This is a genomic window from Flavobacterium gawalongense (assembly GCF_007097265.1).
Taxonomy (GTDB): domain Bacteria; phylum Bacteroidota; class Bacteroidia; order Flavobacteriales; family Flavobacteriaceae; genus Flavobacterium; species Flavobacterium gawalongense.
The window spans coordinates 1-24,529 of the sequence record NZ_VJZP01000019.1 but is presented as its reverse complement, the minus strand read 5'-3'; the positions used below and the strand labels follow the sequence as shown (position 1 = coordinate 24,529).

At 32.3% G+C, this 24,529-nt stretch carries 24 protein-coding genes; 14 read left to right on the top strand and 10 right to left on the bottom strand.

Translation table 11 applies throughout. The features are described 5' to 3' along the window. Positions 1-3: 3 nt before the first annotated feature. Both hemC and hemA read right to left on the bottom strand, forming a co-directional pair. Positions 4-921, bottom strand: a complete 918-nt coding sequence (gene hemC, locus FNW38_RS10940; RefSeq protein WP_185963127.1) for a hydroxymethylbilane synthase — start codon at positions 919-921, stop codon at positions 4-6. Continuing rightward, positions 921-2,177: a glutamyl-tRNA reductase gene (hemA, locus tag FNW38_RS10935; protein ID WP_143388021.1), complete on the bottom strand. Its 1,257-nt coding sequence runs from the start codon at positions 2,175-2,177 to the stop codon at positions 921-923. Before hemA ends, hemC begins: the two co-directional genes overlap by 1 nt. 229 nt (positions 2,178-2,406) lie before the next feature. Here hemA and FNW38_RS10930 point away from each other — a divergent pair, with 229 nt between their 5' ends. The 7 genes from FNW38_RS10930 (at position 2,407) to FNW38_RS10900 (ending at position 9,160) form a co-directional block, all read left to right on the top strand. Beyond that, positions 2,407-3,282: a helix-turn-helix domain-containing protein gene (locus FNW38_RS10930; protein WP_143388022.1), complete on the top strand. Its 876-nt coding sequence runs from the start codon at positions 2,407-2,409 to the stop codon at positions 3,280-3,282. A gap of 99 nt (positions 3,283-3,381) precedes the next feature. Beyond that, positions 3,382-4,443, top strand: coding sequence for a ferrochelatase (gene hemH, locus FNW38_RS10925; RefSeq protein ID WP_143388023.1), 1,062 nt, complete (start codon positions 3,382-3,384; stop codon positions 4,441-4,443). Position 4,444: 1 nt separating this feature from the next. Next, positions 4,445-5,800: an MATE family efflux transporter gene (locus FNW38_RS10920; protein WP_143388024.1), complete on the top strand. Its 1,356-nt coding sequence runs from the start codon at positions 4,445-4,447 to the stop codon at positions 5,798-5,800. Beyond that, positions 5,784-6,341: a CopD family protein gene (locus FNW38_RS10915; protein WP_143388025.1), complete on the top strand. Its 558-nt coding sequence runs from the start codon at positions 5,784-5,786 to the stop codon at positions 6,339-6,341. Before FNW38_RS10920 ends, FNW38_RS10915 begins: the two co-directional genes overlap by 17 nt. Positions 6,342-6,400: 59 nt before the next feature. After that, positions 6,401-7,816 (top strand): ATP-binding protein, encoded by a 1,416-nt coding sequence (locus FNW38_RS10910; RefSeq protein WP_143388040.1) that lies wholly within the window; start codon positions 6,401-6,403, stop codon positions 7,814-7,816. Between the two features lie 10 nt (positions 7,817-7,826). Beyond that, positions 7,827-8,609 (top strand): enoyl-CoA hydratase/isomerase family protein, encoded by a 783-nt coding sequence (locus tag FNW38_RS10905; protein ID WP_143388026.1) that lies wholly within the window; start codon positions 7,827-7,829, stop codon positions 8,607-8,609. A gap of 155 nt (positions 8,610-8,764) precedes the next feature. Continuing rightward, positions 8,765-9,160 (top strand): hypothetical protein, encoded by a 396-nt coding sequence (locus FNW38_RS10900; protein ID WP_143388027.1) that lies wholly within the window; start codon positions 8,765-8,767, stop codon positions 9,158-9,160. Between the two features lie 132 nt (positions 9,161-9,292). Here the strand turns inward: FNW38_RS10900 and FNW38_RS10895 are convergent, their stop codons facing one another. The 3 genes from FNW38_RS10895 to FNW38_RS10885 form a co-directional block, all read right to left on the bottom strand. Continuing rightward, a complete protein-coding gene (locus tag FNW38_RS10895) occupies positions 9,293-9,946 on the bottom strand; it encodes an HD domain-containing protein (protein WP_143388028.1) in 654 nt (217 codons plus the stop codon). A gap of 79 nt (positions 9,947-10,025) precedes the next feature. Continuing rightward, positions 10,026-11,012, bottom strand: a complete 987-nt coding sequence (locus tag FNW38_RS10890; protein WP_143388029.1) for an acyl-ACP desaturase — start codon at positions 11,010-11,012, stop codon at positions 10,026-10,028. A gap of 10 nt (positions 11,013-11,022) precedes the next feature. Further along, complete coding sequence (locus FNW38_RS10885; protein WP_143388030.1) at positions 11,023-11,757, bottom strand: lysophospholipid acyltransferase family protein; 735 nt, start codon at positions 11,755-11,757, stop codon at positions 11,023-11,025. A gap of 126 nt (positions 11,758-11,883) precedes the next feature. Between FNW38_RS10885 and rnpA the strand changes: the two genes are divergently transcribed. From rnpA to FNW38_RS10870, 3 genes are all read left to right on the top strand, one after another. Continuing rightward, positions 11,884-12,309 carry a ribonuclease P protein component gene (gene rnpA / locus FNW38_RS10880; RefSeq protein ID WP_143388031.1) on the top strand — a complete coding sequence of 142 codons (426 nt, stop codon included), beginning with the start codon at positions 11,884-11,886 and terminating at the stop codon, positions 12,307-12,309. Between the two features lie 104 nt (positions 12,310-12,413). Next, positions 12,414-14,051: a S41 family peptidase gene (locus FNW38_RS10875; RefSeq protein ID WP_143388032.1), complete on the top strand. Its 1,638-nt coding sequence runs from the start codon at positions 12,414-12,416 to the stop codon at positions 14,049-14,051. Continuing rightward, on the top strand, positions 14,051-14,857 hold the full coding sequence (locus FNW38_RS10870) for an OmpA family protein (protein ID WP_144064856.1): 807 nt from the start codon (positions 14,051-14,053) through the stop codon (positions 14,855-14,857). The genes FNW38_RS10875 and FNW38_RS10870 overlap by 1 nt, the downstream gene beginning before the upstream one ends. On the opposite strand, the gene FNW38_RS10865 is transcribed toward FNW38_RS10870, so the two are convergent. The 4 genes from FNW38_RS10865 to FNW38_RS10850 form a co-directional block, all read right to left on the bottom strand. Next, positions 14,858-16,138: an HlyD family secretion protein gene (locus FNW38_RS10865; RefSeq protein ID WP_144064855.1), complete on the bottom strand. Its 1,281-nt coding sequence runs from the start codon at positions 16,136-16,138 to the stop codon at positions 14,858-14,860. 50 nt (positions 16,139-16,188) lie between these two features. Then, a complete protein-coding gene (locus FNW38_RS10860; RefSeq protein WP_143388035.1) occupies positions 16,189-18,408 on the bottom strand; it encodes a peptidase domain-containing ABC transporter in 2,220 nt (739 codons plus the stop codon). Between the two features lie 24 nt (positions 18,409-18,432). Continuing rightward, on the bottom strand, positions 18,433-20,019 hold the full coding sequence (locus FNW38_RS10855) for a DUF6734 family protein (RefSeq protein ID WP_143388036.1): 1,587 nt from the start codon (positions 20,017-20,019) through the stop codon (positions 18,433-18,435). 132 nt (positions 20,020-20,151) lie between these two features. Further along, positions 20,152-20,451, bottom strand: a complete 300-nt coding sequence (locus FNW38_RS10850) for a hypothetical protein (protein ID WP_144064854.1) — start codon at positions 20,449-20,451, stop codon at positions 20,152-20,154. A 232-nt stretch (positions 20,452-20,683) separates the two neighbouring features. On the opposite strand from FNW38_RS10850, the gene FNW38_RS10845 reads away from it, so the two are divergent. The 4 genes from FNW38_RS10845 (at position 20,684) to FNW38_RS10830 (ending at position 23,673) form a co-directional block, all read left to right on the top strand. Then, entirely contained in the window at positions 20,684-21,079 is a 396-nt protein-coding gene (locus FNW38_RS10845) for a helix-turn-helix transcriptional regulator (RefSeq protein WP_144064853.1), read from the top strand. Between the two features lie 190 nt (positions 21,080-21,269). Beyond that, positions 21,270-22,115 carry a hypothetical protein gene (locus FNW38_RS10840; RefSeq protein ID WP_144064852.1) on the top strand — a complete coding sequence of 282 codons (846 nt, stop codon included), beginning with the start codon at positions 21,270-21,272 and terminating at the stop codon, positions 22,113-22,115. Positions 22,116-22,135: 20 nt separating this feature from the next. Continuing rightward, positions 22,136-22,981: a hypothetical protein gene (locus FNW38_RS10835; RefSeq protein ID WP_144064851.1), complete on the top strand. Its 846-nt coding sequence runs from the start codon at positions 22,136-22,138 to the stop codon at positions 22,979-22,981. A 20-nt stretch (positions 22,982-23,001) separates the two neighbouring features. After that, positions 23,002-23,673 carry a hypothetical protein gene (locus tag FNW38_RS10830; RefSeq protein ID WP_144064850.1) on the top strand — a complete coding sequence of 224 codons (672 nt, stop codon included), beginning with the start codon at positions 23,002-23,004 and terminating at the stop codon, positions 23,671-23,673. Positions 23,674-23,811: 138 nt separating this feature from the next. Here FNW38_RS10830 and FNW38_RS10825 read toward each other — a convergent pair whose 3' ends face one another. Continuing rightward, positions 23,812-24,258 (bottom strand): GNAT family N-acetyltransferase, encoded by a 447-nt coding sequence (locus tag FNW38_RS10825; RefSeq protein ID WP_143387249.1) that lies wholly within the window; start codon positions 24,256-24,258, stop codon positions 23,812-23,814. Positions 24,259-24,529: the final 271 nt, after the last annotated feature.

Here is a 24,529-nt window from a genome sequence, read left to right as displayed (position 1 = left end):
TTATTATTTTTTTAATGTTTCTTTAATGGATCGCATTAATTTTGTTCCGCCGTTCTCTAAAATTTCCTGAGCAGATGTAAATCCTAATTTTTTCCAATCTTCTAATGGAACAGTTTTATTTACCTCGATTCTTTCTTTTCCATCAATAGAAAACAAAACGCCTTTGAATAAAATAGTATCTTCTTCAAACGTTGCCAAAGCTCCAATTGGCGCTGTACAACCGCCTTCAAGCGTTTTTAGAAATTGTCTTTCAATATGGGTACACACTTCGGTTTCGATATCGTTGAGTTGGGCAACGGCTTCTTTAGAAAATTCATCATTTCCCATAGCAACAATAACCATTGCACCTTGTGCAGGTGCCGGAACCATCCAATCTAAATTAATATGATTTTCAGGTTTCAGGTTAATTCTTTCCAATCCTGCTGCCGCAAAGACAGCTCCATTCCAATCACTTTCCTGAAACTTTTGCATTCTGGTATTTACGTTTCCACGCAAATCGACAGTCTTGTGATTTGGGTATTTATGCAACCATTGTGCCTGACGACGTAAACTTCCTGTGGCAATAGTTCCTTCTCCATTAAGAAAATCAAGATTTCCTTTGTGTACCAAAATATCCAAAAAATTCGCTCTTTCCAGAACCGCGGCTTGAACAATTCCTATTGGCAAAGCCGTAGGAACATCTTTCATGGAATGCACAGCAATGTCGACTTGACCATTGATCATAGCGATATCCAGCGTTTTGGTAAAAATTCCTGTGATTCCTAATTCGTAAAGTGGTTTATCAAGGATGATATCCCCTTGTGATTTTACAGCTATAATTTCGGTTTTATACCCTAAATCGTTTAGTTTTCTTTCGACTGTATGGGCTTGCCAAAGTGCTAGTTCGCTATCGCGGGTTCCTATGCGTATAATTTTATTCATTATTTTGTGGTCGTTCCAATTTTGAAAACCTTTTCAATCCATTCAATACTTTCATCTACCATAGTATCATCATCTTTCAAATGGTTGGCAAAGTGTGTTGTTATTTTTTGGATAATTCTTGCACTGATAATCTCGGCTTGTTCTTCATTGAAATTTAAAATTTTCTTGCTTTGGAAATCCAATTCTGAATTTTTTATCGCATTCAATTTTGCTTTCAAAGCATTGATTGTTGGAGCAAATTTTCTGCCCTTGGTCCAAGTAATAAATTCTTCCTTTATTTCTTCAATGATTGCTTCAGCAGCAGGAATATGTTTTTTTCTATTTTCTAAAGTTTCGTCTGTTATTTGAGACAAATAATCCATGTGAATTAGCGTAACACCTTCTATTTCTTCCACATCTTTATTCACATTTTTTGGGATGGATAAATCCAGAATCAATAACGGTTTCTTCAAATTCAGAATCGCTTTATCGACCGTAGGATTTTGAGCTCCTGTAGCCACAACAACAACATCTGCTTTTTGCAATTCAAGATGCAATTCTGAATAATCTTTTACAACTAAATTCAATTTTCCGGCTAGCTTCTCTGCTTTGGCTTTCGTTCTGTTGATTAAAGTAATATGTTCGTTTTTAGTGTGTTTTACTAAATTCTCACAGGTGTTTCTACCAATTTTTCCAGTACCAAACAATAGAATATTTTTATTTCCAATGTCTTCTACATTCTTGAAAATATATTGAACAGCAGCAAAAGAAACCGAAGTAGCTCCAGAGCTGATCTCTGTATCGGTTTTGATCTTTTTACTGGCTTGTATAACGGCATTAACCAATCTTTCCATGAAAGCATTAGCCAAACCTAAAGATTTTGATTGTGAAAAACTGGATTTTATTTGAGCAATAATTTCGAAATCCCCAAGAATTTGGCTGTCCAAACCGGTTCCTACACGAAACATATGACTGATGGCTTCTTGATTTTTATAAACAAAACCAACTTTTTGAAATGCTTCAACAGAACCTTGACTGTTTTCGCAAATTAATTTGATTAATTGAAATGGGTGTTCTGCAAAACCGTAAATTTCAGTTCGGTTGCAGGTAGAAGTAACTATTAAACTCTCTATTCCTTCAGTCTTAGCTTGTTCCAGTAAACGCGTTTTTGCAGCAGCATCTAAACTAAATTTTCCTCTAATCTCAGCATCTGCTTTTTTATAACTCAATCCAACGGAGTAAAAATAATGATGCTTTGATGTGTTATTGTTTTCCATATTTTGCACTTTACCAGAAAGTGACACAAAATTATCACTATAGTTTTTATAAAAGTAACGCTAGAAGTTCTTTTTGTATCGCTGAGTGATTTTTTAATTCTAATTGCTTATTTTATTATAAAAAATTCTATTTTTGTAGTGAAATCAAGTTGTTGGAATCAAATTATTTAGAGTTGTTCTAAATAAAAATGTCTGATAATTATCATATTTGTAATAAAAAAATATCGCTATGGGTTCTCAGGAAATTATAAAAATTGAAGATGATTTTACCCTGATTCGTTTTCAAAATGATAGTGTTGATACTTTCAATGCACAACGCGAAGTGGGTAGCGGTTTGATTCAGTTCCATTTTGGATTAAAAGGAAGTGCCAAATTCATCTTCAATCAGGGAAATTATGCTTTGGAATTAAAAGAAGAAAAATCATTGCTTTTATACAATCCGCAGAAAGAATTGCCTTTAAATCTGGAGTTAGCGCCAAATTCCTGGGTGATTTCTGTAATTATTTCGATCAAAAAGTTTCACGCTTTGTTTTCGACAGAAGCAGACTACATCACCTTTTTAAGTGCCGACAATAAGGACAAAAAATATTATAACGAAGGAAATATCAGTCCATCGATGGCAATCGTTTTATCACAATTGTTTCATTACAGTTTGCATCCGTCCATAAAAAATCTCTATTATAAAGGAAAAGGATATGAATTATTGAGTTTGTATTTCAACCGAACTGAAGATCCAAACGCAGAACAATGTCCATTTTTAATCGACGAGGATAATGTAATGAAAATTAAAAAAGCCAAAGAAATCATCATTGCAAACATGGCCGAACCGCCAGGATTACAGGAATTAGCCGATGAAATTGGTTTGAATCTAAAGAAACTAAAAATGGGTTTCAAACAAATTTATGGTGATACGGTTTACGGGTTTCTATTTGACTATAAAATGGATTTTGCCCGAAAATTATTAGACAGTGGTTCCTATAATGTAAACGAAGTGGGATTAAAAATTGGTTATAGCACAGGAAGTCATTTTATAGCGGCGTTCAAGAAAAAATTTGCAACAACGCCAAAGAAATATTTGATGTCGATCAACCCAAATATGCAGTAAACAATTGATTTATCATATTAAACAATAAATAAAAAATAGTTAATCGCAATTTATAAAAAAGTAAGTTTATTTACTTTTGTACCAACAAAAAAAGATAACATGAAAGGTGTATTATTAGTTAATTTAGGTTCTCCAGAAAGTCCAACTCCAAAAGATGTTAAACCCTATTTAGACGAATTTTTAATGGACAAATACGTAATTGACGTTCCGTTTTTGTTAAGAGCATTATTAGTTCGCGGGATTATTTTAAGAAAAAGACCTGAAAAATCAGCTACTGCTTACGCAAAAATATGGTGGGATGAAGGCTCTCCGCTTGTGGTTATTTCCAAAAGAATGCACGAAAAGGTAAAAAAACTAGTTGATATTCCAGTTTCCTTGGCGATGCGTTATGGCAATCCTTCTCTTTTGTCAGGATTACAAGAATTGCACGATAAAGGGGTAAATGAAGTGATGCTTCTTCCATTGTATCCACAACATGCTATGGCTTCTACCACTACCATTCTGGAATTGGCCGAAGATTTGCGTAAAAAGCACTTCCCGGAAATGAAATTTACTATCGTTCCCGCATTTTATAACAAACCCGATTATATAAAAAACCTTGCTGATTCTATCAAAGGACATCTAGAAGGTTTTGATTACGATCATTTATTATTTTCGTATCACGGAATTCCGGAGCGTCACATTCGCAAGACGGATATCACCAAATCACATTGTAAAATTGACGGTTCTTGTTGCAACACGCCTTCACCGGCACATGAATTTTGTTACCGTCATCAATGTTACGAAACCACAAAACAAGTCGTGAAATTATTGGGAATTCCAGAAGGAAAATACAGTCAGACTTTTCAATCCCGTTTGGCTGGAGACAAATGGCTAACACCTTACACGGATGTGGAAGTAAATAAAATGCCGGAAAAAGGAATTAAAAACCTGGCCGTTGTTACGCCTGCTTTCGTATCGGATTGTTTGGAGACTTTGGAAGAAATTGCCATGGAAGCCAATCATCAATTTAAAGAACACGGCGGTGAAAACTTCAAAGCGATTCCCTGTTTAAATGACAGTGACGATTGGTGTAAAACCGTGAGTAACTGGATTACGAATTGGTCCAATACATCGTCTTCAATGAAAAAAGAGGTTGATTCTGAAAAAGCAAACGCTTAAAATGGCCGTTACCGCCGATGAATTAGGAACACAGGATATCAAAAAACTCTTGATAAAACAAGCAGTTCCTTCTTCTATTGGGATTTTATTCATGTCGGTCAATATTGTGATCGACACTATATTTGTAGGACAATGGATTGGTTCCTTAGCCATTGCAGCAGTAACTGTAGTTTTGCCCATCACCTTCTTGATTTCTTCTTTAGGAATGGCGATTGGCGTGGGCGGAGGCTCTATACTTTCAAGAGCTTTGGGTGCCAATCACAAAGAAAAAGCATTGCACACTTTTGGGAACCAAATCATGATGACTTTTCTATTGGCATCTGTTTTTGTGCTATTAGGTATTTTTTTTAGCGATGAAATGCTGTTGCTTTTTGGCGCCAAAGGTGAAATAATGAAACCCGCAAAGGAATTTTTCTATCCCATTATCACTTCGGTGCCTTTTTTAGCGCTTTGCATGATGGGTAATAATATTATCCGCGCAGAAAGCAAAGCTAAATTTGCTATGATTGCCATGATTATTCCTGCTCTTGTAAATATTATATTAGATATTATTTTTATAAAATACATGAATATGGGGATGTTTGGAGCTGCATTGGCTTCAGCAATATCCTATTTCATGTGTTTTGTATTTGTGCTATGGTTTTTTGTTTTTAAAAGTGAATTAAAGCTAAAAGCGAGACATTTTAAATTCAAAATTCCCATCGTAAAAGAAATCACGGAACTGAGTTTTGTGACTTTTTCTAGACAAGGTGTGGTAAGTATTTTAGCCATAATCCTGAATCATACTTTATATACGTATGGTGGTGAACATTCTGTAGCCATTTATGGAATTATTAGCCGAATGTTGATGTTTGCTTTGTTTCCAATTCTGGGAATTACACAAGGTTTTCTGCCTATTGCAGGCTTTAACTACGGTGCTCAGAATTATGAAAGAGTTAAAGAAAGTGTTCTGCTTTCGATAAAATATGCTGCTTTTTTAGCTACCCTGATTTTTGTAGTTATTTTAATTTTTGCCAAATCAATCGTAGCCATCTTTACCACAGATCCAATAGTAATTGCACAAACTCCCGAAGCTTTGCGCTGGGTTTTTGCAGCTTCGCCAATTATAGCTATTCAATTAATTGGCGCTGCCTATTTTCAAGCGGCGGGAAAGGCAAAAAAAGCATTGCTTTTAACGTTAAGTAAGCAAGGATTTTTCCTAATTCCGTTAGTACTGATTCTACCAAATTTTTTAGGTATTTTTGGAGTATGGATTGCATTCCCAATCGCCGATATTTTATCAACGATACTTACTGGCTATTTTCTAAAAAAAGAAATGAATACAAAATTGATTCAAACTAATGACGGACTATTATAATTACCTTAAATCTTTACACCTCATCTTTGTAATCACGTGGTTTGCAGGATTATTTTATATTGTACGCTTATTTGTTTACCAAATTGAAGCCGCGCAAAAACCATCTCCTGAGAAAGAAATTCTGCAAAAACAATACAAAATAATGACCTATCGCCTGTGGTATATTATCACTTGGCCTTCGGCAGTATTAGCGAGTATATTTGCTTTTTGGATGCTGTTGTTTACGGATTTAGGACAAGCTTGGTTAAAAATGCCTTGGATGCATGTAAAACTTGGCTTTGTATTTGTGTTGTATTTATATCATGGTAAATGCCATCAAATATTCAAGCAATTGCAAAATGACGAAGTAAAATACACGACAAACTACATGCGTTTATGGAATGAGGGCGCCACAATTATTCTTTTTTCGGTGGTTTTTTTAGTGATACTGAAAAATGCCGTAAACTGGATTTATGGTGTAATCGGGATTATTTTATTCTCCGTTTTGATTATGCTCGGGTTTAAATTTTATAAAAAAATTAGAGAAAGAAATCAATCTTAATTATGTTCAACAGCCTCAAAACAACAATGCTTTCATTACGGATTAGGATTTTCCTTTCCATGATTGTATTGATTATTATGGCTTCGATATTATTGGCGTCCATTTCCATTATTCAATTTAAAAATGAAGCCAAAGAATACCACCAAGAACGTCTGGAACGAAACGAGAATGCCGTAAAACAGCACATAAATTATGTGCTCTCTACTACAACTTATCCGTTGACATCCGGAAATTTAGATTTAATTTTTAAGGATAAAATTCACGAACTGGCGCAAATCCACAATATTGAGATTAACATTTACAGCTTAGATGGACAACTTCTAAAATCGTCTAAAGAATCGTTTTCAGTTGATAAAGTATCCCCTTCAATCCCAAAATACATTCTGAAACTAGTTCGCTCTTCAATTGAAAAAAAATACGTCGATATCAAAACCATTAACGGTGTTAAAAATCGTTCTTTGTACAGCCAGATAAAAGACGACAAATTTAAACCTTTGGGTATTTTGAATTTGCCTTATGTTGAAAATGACGGGTTTTATGAAAATGAATTAAATAGTTTCCTCATCCGATTAGGACAAGTGTATTCCTTTATGCTAATTGTCGCTTTTGCAGTTGCTTATTTTCTTTCCTCCTACATCACAAAATCTTTAAAAACGATTTCCGATAAGTTAAGTGAAACCAGCTTGTATCAAAAAAACGAGAAAATTGTATTAGAAGCCAATAGCAAAGAAATTAATTTATTGATAAAGGCATACAACGGAATGGTTGATGAATTGGAAAAAAGTGCCATAAAACTAGCACAGAGTGAGCGAGAAGAAGCCTGGCGCGAAATGGCGAAACAGGTGGCTCATGAAATCAAGAATCCGCTTACGCCAATGCGACTGACGGTACAGAGTTTTCAAAGAAAATTTGATCCAAATGATGCTGATATAAAGCAAAAGATGAAGGATTACTCCGAAACTTTGATACAACAAATTGACACGATGAATGCGGTTGCATCAGCTTTTTCCAATTTTGCTTCAATGCCAGCACAACAAAACGAGACCTTGAATGTGGTTGAAGTGGTAGAATTGGCAATGGATATTTTCAATGAAGAGTATATCACCTTTCAAAGTGATTCACCCGAAATTATTTCAAAAGTAGACCGAACCCAACTCATCCGTATTATTACAAATTTGGTTAAAAATGCGATTCAATCCATTCCCGAAAACCAAGAAGAAAAATCAATAGTAGTAACCGTAAGAAAAGAATTAAACAACGTTCTGATTACTGTTGCGGACAATGGAATTGGAATTCAACCTAAAGACATTAGCCGCATATTCGAACCAAAATTTACTACCAAAAGTAGTGGAATGGGTCTTGGCCTTGGTATAATAAAAAACATTATCGAAAATTATAAAGGAACGATTACCTTTGAAACTGAATTTGGAAAAGGAACTACTTTCACGGTTTCACTTCCAATAATTAACTCCTAAAATCACAATCATGAATTACTCAACTATTTTAATTACAACAGAAAATAATATTGCAACGATTACCGTTAATCGCCCTACAAAACTAAACGCTTTGAATAAAGCTACCATTACTGATTTGTATAAAGCATTCAAAACATTGGGGAAAAACAATGAAATTCGTGCTATTGTTCTAACTGGAAGTGGCGAAAAAGCTTTTGTAGCCGGAGCTGATATTGCTGAATTTGCTAATTTTTCTATTGAAGAAGGAATGCAGTTAGCTGCTGAAGGACAAGAAAAATTATTTGATTATATAGAAAATCTAAAAACTCCCGTTATCGCAGCTATTAATGGTTTTGCGTTGGGCGGCGGATTAGAATTAGCGATGGCATGTCATTTCAGAGTTGCTTCCGAAAATGCAAAAATGGGTTTGCCTGAAGTTTCACTTGGGCTTATTCCTGGTTATGGAGGAACGCAACGTTTACCTCAACTTATAGGAAAAGGAAGAGCTATGGAAATGATCATGACTGCAGGAATGGTAACCGCACAAGATGCCTATAGAACCGGACTGGTAAATCACGTGGTACCTGAAGCGGAACTTTTAGATTACTGTACTAGTGTTGCACAAAGAATAATAAAAAATTCTCCATACGCAATCAGCAAAGCTATAAAAGCAATCAATGCCAATTTCAAAGAAGGCAAAAATGGATATGAAACTGAAATAAAAGCGTTTGGAAAATGTTTTGGGACTAACGATTTTAAAGAGGGAACAACGGCATTTCTAGAGAAAAGAAAAGCGGTGTTTACAGGAAAATAATAACAAAAGAGAGCCACATCGGTTCTCTTCTGTATTTAACTCCAATGTGAGATCATTTGTAATAATCTTTCTTCAAAAGACGGAATGTTTGGTTTACAAAACTTAATTTTGCAAACCCGTCTCGGAATATAATTCAACATTTAAAATTTTACTTTATGTCTTACCAACCTGTATTTGCACTTTTCTGGGAAAAGGTAAAAGAAAGCATCCAAAATGGTACTTATGCTAAATTAACGTTAGCCAAAACCATTGGTGACACGGAATTGAAAAATATTTACGTTCGTCCAGTGTTGAACGATGACGTATTCAGTCTTTCCGTTACGGCGCGTTATAAAACGGAAGAAGTAGAAAGCTTCCACACACTTGACGAAGCTTTTATTGTATTGGCACCTTATATGAATAATCCGTTTTTAACCGCATTGTTGTTTACAACAGAAAACGACATTACCTTTAAACTCAACAAAAAAAGAGTAGGAAGCATTATTGAACAGGCGCCAACTTTTAAAAACGCTTCGGATGTAATTATAGAAATGAAAGCGAAAGGACTTTAGTGTTCAGTGTTCAGAATTTAGTGATCAGTCATCGTTTGTCTGTAAAACAAGACTGAAATCAATATTTTTTTTGAGTAGAGCAGTTCTATTTAGACGTCGAAAAACTGATCACTGATCACTGAACACTGCCAACTACTTCTCCCCTTCCCATTCCGCATAAAACTGCGAAATAAAACCTTCCATATAACGGTGTCTTTCCTTTGCAATTTGTTTTCCGGTTTCAGTATTCATTTTATCTTTTAAGAGCAATAACTTTTCATAAAAATGATTGATGGTTGGAGAATCGCTGTTCTTGTATTCTTCCTTTGTCATTCTTGTATTTGGCGCTATTTTAGGATCATAGAGCGTTCTGCTTTTAAATCCTCCATAATTGAACGTTCTTGCAATTCCAATGGCTCCTATGGCGTCTAATCGATCCGCATCCTGAACAACATCCAGTTCTATTGAAGAGAATTTCTTTTCGAAATTACCACCTTTATAAGAAATGTTATCAATGATATTGACAACATGAACGATGATTTCTTCGGAAACATTTTCTGACTCTAAGAATTCTCGAGCTATTTTAGGCCCAATAGATTCATCGCCATTATGAAACTTACTATCGGCAATATCATGAAGCAAAGCCCCAAGTTGAACAACAGTGGTATTACAAGCTTCGTTTTTAGAAATCAAAATAGCATTTCTATACACTCTTTCGATATGAAACCAGTCATGCCCACCTTCGGCATTTTCAAGTTTTGCTTTTACAAAAAGAATTGTTTTGCTTATTAAATCCGTCTTTATCATTGTTATATTTGGTAAAAAAAATGTTGATTTTCAAAGACTAACTTCAAAAATCAACATTCATTATTCTTAAATCAAAAATTTAAATTCTAGCTGGCTCTACCCATTTGAAAATATGTGACTCTTGTGGAATGACCAATCTTTCAGATATTTTCGCCATTCTTCCTGGTAATTTCATCAAATAATCACGTGCTTTCTCTGCTTCATCCGTCAAACCGGTAATTTTATCAACTTCCCATTTGTCAATTAACTTTTGCATAATATCTACATAATCCGCAGCGGTATAAACGCCAATTCTTTGCGCCGAATCAGAAAACTGTTCGAAAGCAGTGCTTATTTTTTCACCGGATTCTCTTAAGAAATGTGCTGGCATAACGATTTTTGCTTTCATCATATATTGAAAAGCAAGCATCATTTCGCTAGGATCTACCTGAAAAATACGGTTTACAAATTCGCTATACGCATGATGATGACGCATCTCGTCACCAGCAATCATTTTGCACATTTTAGACAATTTGTTATCACCATATTTCTTAGCCATTTGCGCTACTCTGTTGTGTGAAATATAAGTTGCTAACTCTTGAAAACTAGTATACACAAAGTTTTTGTATGGATCTCTTCCGGTTCCAATATCAAAACCATCGTTGATAAGGTGTTGCGTTGTCATTTCTATTTCACGCATGTTTACGCGACCTGACAAATACAAATACTTGTTCAGTAAGTCACCGTGGCGATTTTCCTCTCCAGTCCATTGTCTGATCCATTTAGACCAACCATTTCTCTCTACGTTATCAATTCCTTCTACGTCCATTAACCAGGATTCGTATGTTGGCAAAGCTTCCTCAGTAATGGTATCCCCTACTAAAGTTACCCAGAAATCATATGGTAAATCTTTTGCAATTTCACGCAGTTCTTTGACCTCATCAAAAAAAGTATCGCTTTGAGAATTAGGCAAAAAATCTGTTGGTTGCCATATTTTTTCTACTGGAATTAGATACTGATCGACAAAGCTATCTACGTTTTTTTCTAAAAACTGCATTACTTCTAATCGAATGTTTTTTATTGACATTATATATAAATTAAATTTTTATTCCTTGAATAACTGCTGTTTCTGTTTTTTCCATTAGTTCCTTAAAATCATACTCTTTAACCGCTAACGGTTTATGTACCACAAAGGTAAGGTGATTTCCTAAACCTAGAGGAAAAAATCCATATTTAACTATTTTCCAAGAATTGTTTATACTTACAGGAATCACATATGCTGATGGCGCATATTTACATAAAATTTTTAACCCACTTTGAGCAAACTCTTTTGGTTTCCCTGTCTTACTTCGCGTTCCTTCCGGAAAAATAACTGCGGAACGATTGTATTTTTCAATATATTCCGACAATCCCTTAATAGCTGGAATAGCTTGCTTTGGATCTTTTCGATCAATAAGTACGGAACCGCCATGACGCAAATTAAACGAAACACTTGGGATTCCTTTTCCTAATTCTTTTTTACTGACAAATTTACAATGAAATCGGCGAAAAAACCAAATCATAGCAATAATATCGTACATACTTTGATGATTGGAGACAAAAATCAGAGGAACATTTTTAGGAATATTTTCTATATTTTCAAATTTATAGGTTGTCCCTAAAAGATTTGTGCATTTTAATAGGAAAAAATTCAGATAATCAACACTTTTTTTATGGGCCTGATAACCAAAAACATGGAAGCAAACCCATTGAATTGGGTGAAAAATAACCAAGGTAAGACCAAAACATAAATAATAAATTATGGATATGGGATACGAAATCAGTTTTTGCATGCTTTAAAAATTTGCGACAAAAGTAAGAAATATATTTTTAGCCCGATTTTAAATCCCAAACAATATACAGGCTCAACGTTTAATCGTAACTTTGCAAGTCAAAATCTATGTCTTTTTTCTATTAAAATGAACTTCACTTACCCAAAAAACGAAAAGCTAAAAAGTAAAATCACCATTGGATTATTGTTTTCTGAAGGGAAATCAGTATCCAAATATCCTTTGCGATTGGTTTATTATTCGGGTGCTTTGGGTAGTCCTGAAACATCGGAAGAAAAAATCAAAATGGGTGTTTCCGTTTCTAAAAAATACTTTAAGAAAGCCGTTGACCGCAATTATTTCAAACGTGTACTTCGTGAAACCTATCGTCTCAACAAACATTTATTGATTGATAATCTGGACCAACCATATGCTTTTATGTTTTTTTACCAAAGCAAGGACCGATTGAGTTATGAAGAGATCAATACCAAAACCATTCAATTGTTTGAGAAGTTTTTGGCTCAAAACAGCAAAAAACATTTGTCAGGAAACGACTCAAATTTAGAAAATAAATAATTTCAATTTTACTAAATAAAGCAAATCAGCGTTTCCATTTAGCCCGGTATTATTATTGGTGATTTATTCTTAATTTAGTAGTCTCAAATTTAGTCCAAAAAACCATGAAATTCTTTTTCAAAAAAAAATTCATAATCCCTATTGTCGCATCGGTATTTCTTTATGTTGGTGCCAGTTTCAAAGACGATTTTTTTGAAATAGCCAAGCAAATAGAGATTTTCACCACCCTTTTCAAGGAGTTGAATAAAAATTATGTCGATGAAACTAATCCTGGTGACTTAATGGATAAAGCCATTAAAGGCATGTTAGCCAGTTTAGATCCGTATACTGTTTATTTTAACGAACAGGATGTGGTGAGTTTTAAAATAAACAACACTGGAGAATATACCGGAATAGGTGCTTTACTAACCCGAAAAGACGGCAAATTAATCGTTAAAGAACAATATAAAAATTTCCCGGCAGATAAAGCGGGGCTAAAAGCGGGTGATGAAATCACTCAAGTTGGAGACATTCTTTTGTCTGATTTTAGAGAAGATGCTTCACCGTTGTTTAAAGGAGCAAAAAATACTAAAATTGACATCAAATACATCCGTCAGGGAAAAACTTATACCACCCAAATTGTTCGGGATGAAGTTGAAATAAAATCGGTTCCTTTTTTTGGTAAAATAGATGCCGAAACCGGTTATATTGTTTTATCGCATTTCAACAATAAAGCTGCTGTAGAAACTAAAATGGCATTGGAACAGTTAAAAAATGAAGGTGCAAAAAGAATTGTTTTAGATTTGAGAGGCAATCCCGGAGGACTTTTGAACGAAGCGGTAAATATTTGCAATCTCTTTGTTCCCAAAAATGAAATTATAGTAACCACAAAATCAAAGATAGAAAAATTTAACAATACTTATAAAACAACCAGAGAACCCATTGATACTGAAATTCCTTTGATCATAATTGTAAACGGAAAAAGTGCCTCGGCTTCAGAAATTGTTTCGGGTGCTTTACAGGATTTAGATCGTGCTGTGGTATTAGGAAGCCGAAGTTTTGGAAAAGGATTGGTACAAACTCCTGTTAATTTAACGTATGGAACGCAACTAAAAGTAACTATTTCTCGTTATTACACGCCTTCGGGCAGATGCATTCAAGCCTTGAATTATGCCCATAAAGACAAAAATGGGTTGGCCACAAAAACGGAAGAGAAAAACTATACTGCTTTCAAAACCCGCAAAGGAAGAACGGTTTATGATGGTGGAGGTATTCAACCCGACATTGAACTTGACGAAACAAAATTAAGCCCGATAACAAATGCGTTAGTAAAAAACGATGGAATCTTTAATTATGTGACGAGCTATTATTATAAGAATCCAAATTTAGGGAATAGCATCCCAACGATTTCTGATGCTGATTTTTTAGACTTTAAACAGTTTTTAAAAGCACAAAAATTCTCCTTTGACACCGAAACCGAGTTGGCATTGAAAAACACTTTGGCTGTAGCCAAAAAAGAAAAAATAGACGAATCCATCATCACAGAATACCAACAATTGCTTGCTACTCTTCAAAAAAGCGAAGAAACATTACTGGATAAGAATCAGAAAGAAATTAAGAATTTAATTTTAGAGGAAATTATTAAACGCTATCAATACCAAGAAGGTTTATATCAATATTACATAAAAAACAATTCTGAAATTAAGAAATCCGTTAGCATTTTGAATAATAATACAGAATACAAATCCATTTTAAAATTGTAATGAATAAATATTTTAAAATAACACTCTTATTGTTTTTTGGATATCTTTCAGCTCAAGAAAAATCCGTACAAACTGTCTATTTTGATTTTGATAAATACACCCTTTATGATCAACAAATTAAAACTATCACTGATTTTGTAAAAAGATCAGACACTACAAAGATTGAATCTATCCAAATTTATGGCTATTGTGACGACAGAGGTGACAATGATTATAATTATAGATTATCAACTAACCGTGTAAAAACAGTTCAAGACATACTCACTTCTAATAGTTTCAACAAAAATAAAATTGTCGTTATTGAAGGTAAGGGACGTGTAATTTTGAAAAAAGATATTGAGGAAAATTTAACTGAAACCCGGTCTAAAAACAGACGCGTCGATTTGTTTATTGTTAAAAAAAATAGTTTCGGAAAAGGTATTTACAATTCTTTTCAGGAAAAACATAAAGTTGGAGATCGTGTTTATTTAGAAAACATCTTATTTGTAATGGGTAGCAGTAAACTTACCGAACAATCCAAGCAAGAATTAGACAAAACGGTAATGGTATTGCAAAAAAATCAAACCCTACAATTTGAAATTAGAGGACACGTATGTTGTACGCCCAATTATTACCCTGATGCAATAGATGAATTTACTCGTGAGAGAAAACTTTCGTTGAATCGTGCCCGAAATGTCTACAGATATCTGATATCAAAAAAAATTAGTCCGCAACGAATGACTTACAAAGGTTGCGGAAATAAATTCCCTTTAGGAAAAGGAGATGCGCTTGACAGAAGAGTCGAATTTCTTATTTTAAAAATATAGCTATCTTCTAAAAATATCACGGAACTGATATAATAATCGCTCAATTAATCTCAAATCTTCCGTGACAATTTCAGCACTTCCAGACATTTCCTGCTGAAATGGAACTATTTTATGATAGGAAGTTTCTAGTTTTTTTGGCAGGGCTACATCGATCAATAAATTGTCTGATGCATCCGGTGTTAATGAAATATTTTTGATTTTACCATTCAACATTCCGTATTGACTATCTGGAAAATTTGTTAATCGAATATTTACATCCTGACCTACTAGTATTTTTCCAGAATTTAATGCCGAAGCTTTAAGTTTTCCAATGTATCCTTTTTCTAGAGTTGGAATTACAGAAAAAACGTTATCCCCTGCAACAATAGTTTGATTTTTAGTCCATATTTGCAAAAAAGATACTTTCCCTATAACTGATGATTGTAACACATAAGACAACTCCCAATCTTTTATTACTTTTTTCAATTGATAAAAAGCCTGATTTTTATTACTCTCCAAATTTACTTCTTCTTTGGTTGCGGTAATTTTAGTGCTTTTACTGTTTTTAGAATTATCAATTAAGTTCGATTTTAATTGAGAAATAGTACTCAACAAACTCCTGTAATTTTTCTCTGCTTGAAGATATCCCAGTTTTTTGTTCTCAAAATCTTGTGCTGAAATTACTCCTTTATCAAATAACATTTCATATCGATTTACCTCATTTTTTTGCAATTGCAATTCACTTTCATTCAGACTTTTTTGCTCTTGCAAAATAGTTAAACGCTCCGAAATTTGAATATTTTCTAAATTTTGTGCTTTTCCCTCTACTCGAAAAGGTTGTAAATTAGCGTTTAATTCATTGGCAATATAGGTAGAATGAAACAATGCATAAGTACTTTCTATATCCCCTAATTGTGCATTTTCTAATAGTTTAAAATCAAAATCTGCATCTTTTGAATATTCTGTTATTAGACCTTTTAATAAAAACACATCCTTATAATTGGCTGTGTTTTGAATGATTGCCAGAGGTGTATTTTCCTCAACAATCGATTTGTCTTGTACCAAAATTGCTTCAATTTTCCCTGAAACTTTCGCCACCACTTTTTCGGGTGGAATATTAGTGGTAATTACAATTTGAGTTAAAATAATATCGGGGTATTTAATAAACCACATGGAAAAGAACATCATTAAAATCACTCCAGAAACCACGATAGTACCCCAACGAATCATCCAATTGGGGACACGAGTAAGGATTTCTTGAACTTCTTCGCTTCTTAATTCTATATCTTTATCTTCAGGCATTGTTTCTTTTTTTACTTCTTAAATCTAAAGTTAATCTGTAATCTAAAATCTTAAGTTCCCAATTGTAACTGGTTTCGAACCAATTCATAATAACTTCCTTTTTGTTTTACCAATTCTTGATGATTGCCTATTTCTATAATTTTACCTTTTTCAAGAACTACAATTTGGTCTGCATTCATTACCGTACTTAAGCGATGCGCTATAACAACAACCGTTTTATTCTTGAAGAAAGCATCTAGTTTTTCCATAATAACTTTTTCATTATTGGCATCTAATGCCGATGTTGCTTCATCAAAAAACAACATTTCTGGATTTTTATAGACAGCTCTAGCAATGAGTAATCGTTGTTTTTGTCCAGTGCTCATTCCAACGCCTTCCATACCAATTTTAGTATTATATCCCAAAGGTAAACCCGAAATATATTCTTTAATATTTGCCACATCAGCGGCATAAATCAAACGTTTCTTATCAATACTATCTACACCAATAGCTATATTATTGGCTATTGTATCATTAAAAATAAACCCCTCTTGCATTACAGCACCTATGTTAGATCGCCAAGTACGCTGTGCTATATTTTTCAAGTCAGTTCTCAATTTTTTTTTATTATTAAGGGTTGGAACGAGATTTATTTCTCCAATATTGGGTTCATAAAACTTCAATAACAATTTCATTAAAGTGGTTTTTCCGCTGCCGCTTGTGCCTACAATAGCGGTTACTTTATGGGCTGGGATGGTAAGGTTTAAGTTTTCAAGAACAGAAACGTCAGAACCGATGTAACGAAAAGACAATTCATTAATTACGATATCACAATTCATTGGAAAATCATGGCTTTGATGTATATCTTGCTGTGTCTCGTCCTCTTTTTCGTGTATTTCAGATAATCTAGCAAGTGATATTTTAGCATCTTGCAATTCGTGAGCAAAACCGATTAATTGTCCAATAGGGCCATTTAAACTTCCCACAATCGAACCTATAGCCATCATCATTCCTAATGTAATCTCGCCATCGATAACCAATTTAGCAGAAAGAAAAACAATAAAAATATTTTTTAATTGATTAATAATCGATGACCCAGTTCCTTGGGTTTGTTCCAAGACCAATCCTTTCATAGACACTTTAAATAATCGTGCCTGAATGTATTCCCACCCCCAACGCATTTGCTTCTCAGCATTATGCAGTTTTATTTCTTGCATACCGTTTATGAGTTCAATCACCTTACTTTGTTCTTGGCTTACTTCCGAAAATCGTTTATAATCAAGGGCTTCTCTTCGTTTTAAAAAGAGTACTATCCAAAGAAAATAAAGAAAACTTCCAATAAAGAAAACCACAAATATCTGCAAATTATAATATGCCAAAACGCTACCCATTATAACCATATTAATCAAAGAGAATAAAACATTCAATGACGAGGTTGTAAGGATCCTTTCGATTCGATGATGGTCATTGATACGTTGCATAATATCGCCTGTCATCCTAACATCAAAAAAAGAAATAGGCAAATTCATTAGCTTTATAAAAAAATCAGATATCAACGAGATACTTATGCGAGTAGAAAGATGTAATAGTATCCAACTTCTAATGAGTTCTAAAAATGTACTCCCTACAAAAATGGACAGCTGGGCAAACAAAATTAGATAAACAAAATGAAGATTATGATTCTGAATTCCAACATCTACAATGCTCTGCATAAGGAAAGGAGTGATAAATTGTAACAAGCTACCAATTGTCAAACCAATACTTAGCTGAATTAAAAATGATTTATATCGTAAAACATATTGAAATAATAAACCAAAGCCCAATCGTTTTTTGTCTTCCTTATCAAATTCAGATTGAAAAAATTTTGGAGTAGGCTCCAGCAACATAGCAATCCCTTCTTCAATAGTTTCACTTGCATTATTTCCTATCCAGAATTTCAGAAATTCCTCTTTGTTATAATCGATTAAGCCCAGAGCAGGATCAGAAATATAATGTTTACCTTTTTTTATTTCATAAAGTACTACATAATGAATTTTATTCCAATGTAAAATACATGGCAATGGTACTTCTTCTAATTTTTCAAGATTTAGTTTTACTCCAAGTGTTCTAAAACCTATCCTCTCTGCCGCATCGCTAAGAAACATCAGATTACTGCCAGCTCTCGTTGTTTCGCTATAATCACGTAATTCTTGCGTGTTTATTATTTTTCCATAATATTTTGCTATTATCTTTAGGCAAGTGGGGCCACAATCTTTCGCTTCGGTTTGTTTGTAGTGTGGGAATTTTTTCAATTATAATTATTTACTTTTAAAATTTCATAATAAAACACGAATGGATTTATTGTGAATTGCTTTTTTTAATTTTCGGAATAGTAACATTTCAAATTCAGTTTTAGATTCATTTAAATCATCTTCATCAAAGTATACCTTTAATTCGTCTAATAATTCTTGTACTGTTTTTTCTTTTTCTAAAATTCCCAATAATATCAAATCTAAATTATCAATTATTGAAATTGAAAAACCTTCAATATCACATTCTGGAATTATAATTGAATGAATTACTGAGACATCTTTATTTGGCAATGAATTAACATTTAGTCTATTGTGGTAGTTTTTTTCAAAATAGTAGCTCCAGTCATAGCTACTTTCTATTATTTCAAAAATATCTTCTGCAATAATTTTTTTCTGATAAATAGTTGCAATATCCTCAAATAGAAATTGAAAATATTGATGTATATTGACATCTCTACCATATAAATGGTTATGTGAAATCAAAGAAAATTTATTTTTAACTATCGAATTTATTTTTTTACAAAAAAGAGAAGCATCCTTTATTTGTGTTTTATCAAGTGCTTTTCTTGCACTTTCTTCAATTAAAAAATCTATTGTAAGGTTTTCATTTATTTGCAATTTAGGGGTAGAATTAAATTTCTTTATTTTATCTTCTAAATAATTATTTTTTATGGAAGCATAATTTAAAACTAAATCTTTTTGTGAAAAATCATCAAAATAATAATTCTTGAATAAAGGGATTTCATTTTTTCTGAACAATTCAATAATTCGATAGTAATAGATAGGATAATCTTGTCTTAATCGATTAGCCAGTTGTTTACACATCAATTCACTTTTTTTATAATCGCTGAATAAGTGAAGGTATTTTTTCTCGAAAGGCACTTTATCAAAATCCCCAAATCCTTTGTATTGATTGTCTCTAAAAAGTTGTGAAAAAAGCACATTAACCGGTTGTCCTTTATCTTTTGCTAAACAATAAAAAAGGTACTGTTCAAAAATAACATTAAATTCTGCAATGTTAGTTTTAGAAAAATTATGAGTGTTTTTATCGACAAACTCAAACGCTTTACGAGAGTATTCTTGAAAAAAAGAAATATCGGACCCGCCATATATGCCTGCATTATATGTACGAATTGGATTTTTAGCTTTCCGTTCCTTAATAATTTCTTTAGGAAAATAGGTAAATGCAGTTTCTAAAGACCGCATCGTTATCTCAAAATCGGATATTTGATCCTCGTTTTGTGCAATTAAACTACTTTGTAATAAATTATCATCAAATTTTTCCCAAACAAAGACATCTCCATCCACATGCAAGAAAGGTTTTTCTTGTTGTGAATAAGAATGTATTTTAGGCAAAGCCCATAACTGGGGATTATATGAATTTAAGACATCAAGATTACAAACAACATCACTGTAAGGCAATTGCAGTGCATCAATTAAAATTTTTGCAGAAACACTATCGCAATATAACACCACTTCAGGATAAAATTGTTTTAGTTGTAAGCAACTTAAAGCCCAACTCATTAGGTTGTATTCTGGGGACAACCAACCAAAATTAGTATGCAACATGTCCGGCTCATTACCAGTCCACATGCTTTGAATAATACGCATTTTTAAAAACTATTTATTAATTTATTTCTATTATTTGACAGTCATATAGTAAAGGATTAATAAAAAGTGTTAGTTATGGTTTTAAATTTACAGCCACAACTAACACTAATTTTAATAATCAACCCACTTCATTTAGGGTTTGGCGTATGGTGTTGCAGTGGCAGTTCCGCCTCCTGTCCCTCCACTTCCTGTAGTTGACATATTGTTATAGGTATTAGCGCCAGTACCGGATGTAGATGCAGAACCATTAGCGCCTGCGCCATAATTGAAAGTATTAGCATCAGCACTATTATTATACCCAGTACCTAAAACCGTTCCGCCACTATAAGGTGTTCCGGAGGTAGTAGTATAAGCAGCACCCCCAATAATTTCTTTCATTTCTTCACGACGTAACATTCCTTTAATGTCGTCGAATTTAATTTGTGTTTTCATAAATGTAAAATTTTAAAGATTATTATTTTCAACAATCAAATACTACCACTATTATTCGTTCTGTACACAAACTAAAAAATAAATATATAAGAGACTGTTTTTTTGATATTTTAAAATTCGTACAAATAATCTTATCTTTTTTTGTTTTTTTAGGAAATTTTTAGGATTTATTTTACTGCTCATTAGTGCATAAAATAAGAAACCTATATATTTATACGAAAATACTTATTTTATGAAACAGGAAAAATTAATAAATATGAGAAAAACAAGAGGCTATTCTCAGGTCTACATGGCGCAACAGGCAGCTATGGAACAAACTACTTATTCTAAGAAAGAGATAGGAAAATCTAATATAACTGATGCGGAATGGAATAAATTTGCTAAAGTGCTTAATGTTCCCTTGGAAGAAATAAAGGATTTAGATAGATCTTTAGCAATGAAAAATAAAAATTGGGATTTTAATAATAATGAGGCAGGTATTCAATACATAAATATGCCTGAAAATGTTTTTGATATTATCATGAAATACAATGGCAGGCTTGAGGAAGAGAATGAGCATTTGAGACAAGAAATCCTATCTTTAAAACAAGGCACTAATACCATTTTCGTGTCAAATTTAGTGGAATAAAAGAGGTGCTTGTTTGTTTGTTTCTTGTTGTGCCTTTAAGGTTAAAAACGATACAGTAAATTCAAAAGTAAAATGGTATAATGCATAAAATTGTCCTACACATTTTTTTATTTAATGGCATTATTCTTGATTTTTTAAAATTTAATCCGTTAAAAAAATGAATTCGACCCAATTAACTAAAAAATCAATTATGAAAAAACTACACTTATCACTAATCCTTATTTTTTGTTTTCAAATAAATTATAGTCAAGATACTATTAACAATTTAAAGGAAGTTGTCGTTGTTCGCAAAGAATCTAACAGGAAGGAAATGATAGCGATACTAAAAAAAATAAAATATAATTTAAGAGAAAATTATGAACAAGGAAATGTCAATTATTTGACAAATCATTTTACTATAAAAGACAATAAAGACACATTAGTAAATAGAAAAATGTTAAATAGTTTAAATATTAAAGTTTTAAGTAAAGATAATATTCGTTGGATGTTAAATGATGATTCTCGCAATTCTTTTTATAAAGACACTTCCCCTTACGCTAGATTTGAACCACAAGTAAATGATGACTATCATCGATTTGCATTATCAATGTTCTATTATAGTTTAAATGTAATTGATTTCGATTTTTTTAACATGAGTAACAATTACAAATATGAAATTTTGAAAAATGATGATATAACAACGGTAAAATTTACTGCCTCGAAATATCATACTGGTTATTTTACTTTTAATACTAAAAATTGCAATTTGATCCGAATTCTGTTTATGAATACTAAACCGTATGAATATTATCATTGGGGGCGTTATGGAAATGAACAATCCCCTTTAGAATTTTATTCAAAATGGACTTATAATAAAGTAACTATTAAATTAGATTTTACAGAAACGAATAAAGGTAAACTTTTATTAGCAAGCCTTGACGCCATGGAAGATATAACGAATTTTGAATTTACTAGATATAATGAATCAAAAAGAATAATTGATAAAGATATTAACTTGAAATTTTATACCACCTTGCAAATGAAAATTATTCAGTAGTTTTCTTAAATCGATTATTTATGAAAAAACTACACTTCTCATTAATCCTTATTTTTTGTTTTCAAATTAACTATAGTCAAGATACTATTAACAATTTAAAGGAAGTTGTTGTCGTTCGCAAAGAATCTAACCGGAAGGAAATGATAGCGATACTAAAAAAAATAAAATATAATTTAAGAGAAAATTATGAACAAGGAAATATCAATTATTTGACAAATCATTTTGCCTTAAAAGACAATAAAGACACATTAGTAAATAGAAAAATGTTAAATAGTTTGAATATTAAAGTTTTAAGTAAAGATAATATTCGTTGGATGCTGAATGACGACCCTAACAATTCTTTTCACATAGACATATCTCCTTATACCAGGTTTGAACCACAAGTTAACGATGATTATCATACTTTTGCTCTTTTGATTTATCATGACAGTATGCAAGTAATTGATTTCGATTTTTTTAATATAAATAATAATTATAATTATGAAATTTCTAAAGTTGATGATATTACAACTGTTAAATTTACTGCTCATAAATATTATACTGGTTATTTTACTTTTAATAATAAAAGTTACAATTTGATTCGAATTGTCTTTATGAATACTAAGCCGTATAATTATTATCGTTGGAGTCATATCGGAAATGAGCAATCCCCCTTAGAATTTAACTCAAAATGGACTTATAATAAAGTAACCATTAAATTAGATTTTACACAAACAGATAGAGGTAAATTATTATTAGCAAACTTAGATGCTATGCAAGAATTAATAAATTTTGAATTTACTAGGTATAATGAATCAAAAAGAATAATTGATAAAGATATTAACTTGAAATTTTATACCACCTTACAAATGAAAATTATTCAGTAGTTTTCTTAAATAGATTATTTATGAAAAAACTATACTTGTCACTAACCCTTATTTTTTGTTTGCAAATAACCTATAGTCAAGATACTATTAACAATTTAAAGGAAGTTATTGTACCAACATCCAAAAAAATCTTAAAAAAGCAAAAAATAGGAAGTTTTAATAGAACAACAATTGAATATTACTTCGGAGCTGGAACAAGTCCTTGGATTGTTGCAAGATATTATCCGTTTGAAAAAGAATATCAAAAAACTCCATTTATAAAAATATTAACATTGTTAACAGAAAGTAATTTAAAAAATGCACTGTTTAATATCCGTTTATATTCTGTTGGAGAAGATGGAGAACCAAAAAATTATATTTATAATGAAAATATATTTGATAGAGCAAAAAAAGGAAATAATCTGACTAAAGTTGATATCAGTAAATTAAAAATTCGTTTTCCAGAAGAAGGCATTTTTGTTGCTATTGAATGGTTAATAATTGACGAAAACAAATATGAATTTATATCTAATGATTTAGGGCAGAATAAAGAATCAAAAAGAATTAGTTACGAACCAAATATTGGAACGATACCGGTTGACGAAGACAAATTCAGTTGGATATATAGAAATGGGAAATGGAAAAAAGCTTTAATAGATACTATTACTAAAAAATATAATTTAATGGCAATAGAATTAACATTGACCAACTAGGTCCTATCCGATAAACCTTGTAATTGAAAAAAATAATGGGATTTTAAAACCCATTATTTTTTTGTTTAAATATCATATCTTATTTATAAAAAAAGAAAAATTATTCTGTAGGTTTTAGTAGTAAAAAGGGTTTAAGGATTACTCTCTTTTCATCTCAATATGCGGAATATCATCTTCTAAATACATTTCGCTGGTTTGAACAAAACCATGACTCTCGTAGAATTTTTTCAGATACAATTGGGCGCCAATAGTAATTTGGCTTTCGCCAAAATAAAGCTGAATTCCCGCAATAGCTTCTCTCATTAAATCATGCCCCCATTTTTTATCTCGGTAATTTGAATCGACAACAACACGACCAATAGACGCATTATCAAAACTGATTCCCGCCTTAAAAAGCCGAGCGTGAGCCACTATTTTTCCCTCAAACTCGCCAAAGAGATGCAACGCCACTTTATCCTTGCCGTCAAGATCCAGATAAACACAGTTTTGCTCCACTACAAAGATCTCGCTTCTTAGTTTGAGCAAATCATATAGTTCATGAACTGAAAGCGCATCAAAGGGCTTTATTTTCCATTGTATTGCCATGCATTATTTCTTTTTAATGATAATTATATTTTTCGTCCGTCAGTTCGAATGATTTTTAAAGCTATTCAAATATTTTTTTTATTAAACTAAATATTCCGCTTTAAAAATTGTATCGAGAACCGTTGAGCAACCAAAACTTCTCGATACATTTTTGGCTTATTAATATCTATTTCCAAAACCTATTTCTTCAAGCCAAAAACACTACCATTGACGTTTTTTCAAAACTAATATAAAACCTATCGTATGGACACAAATAGTAAAGGTTAAATTT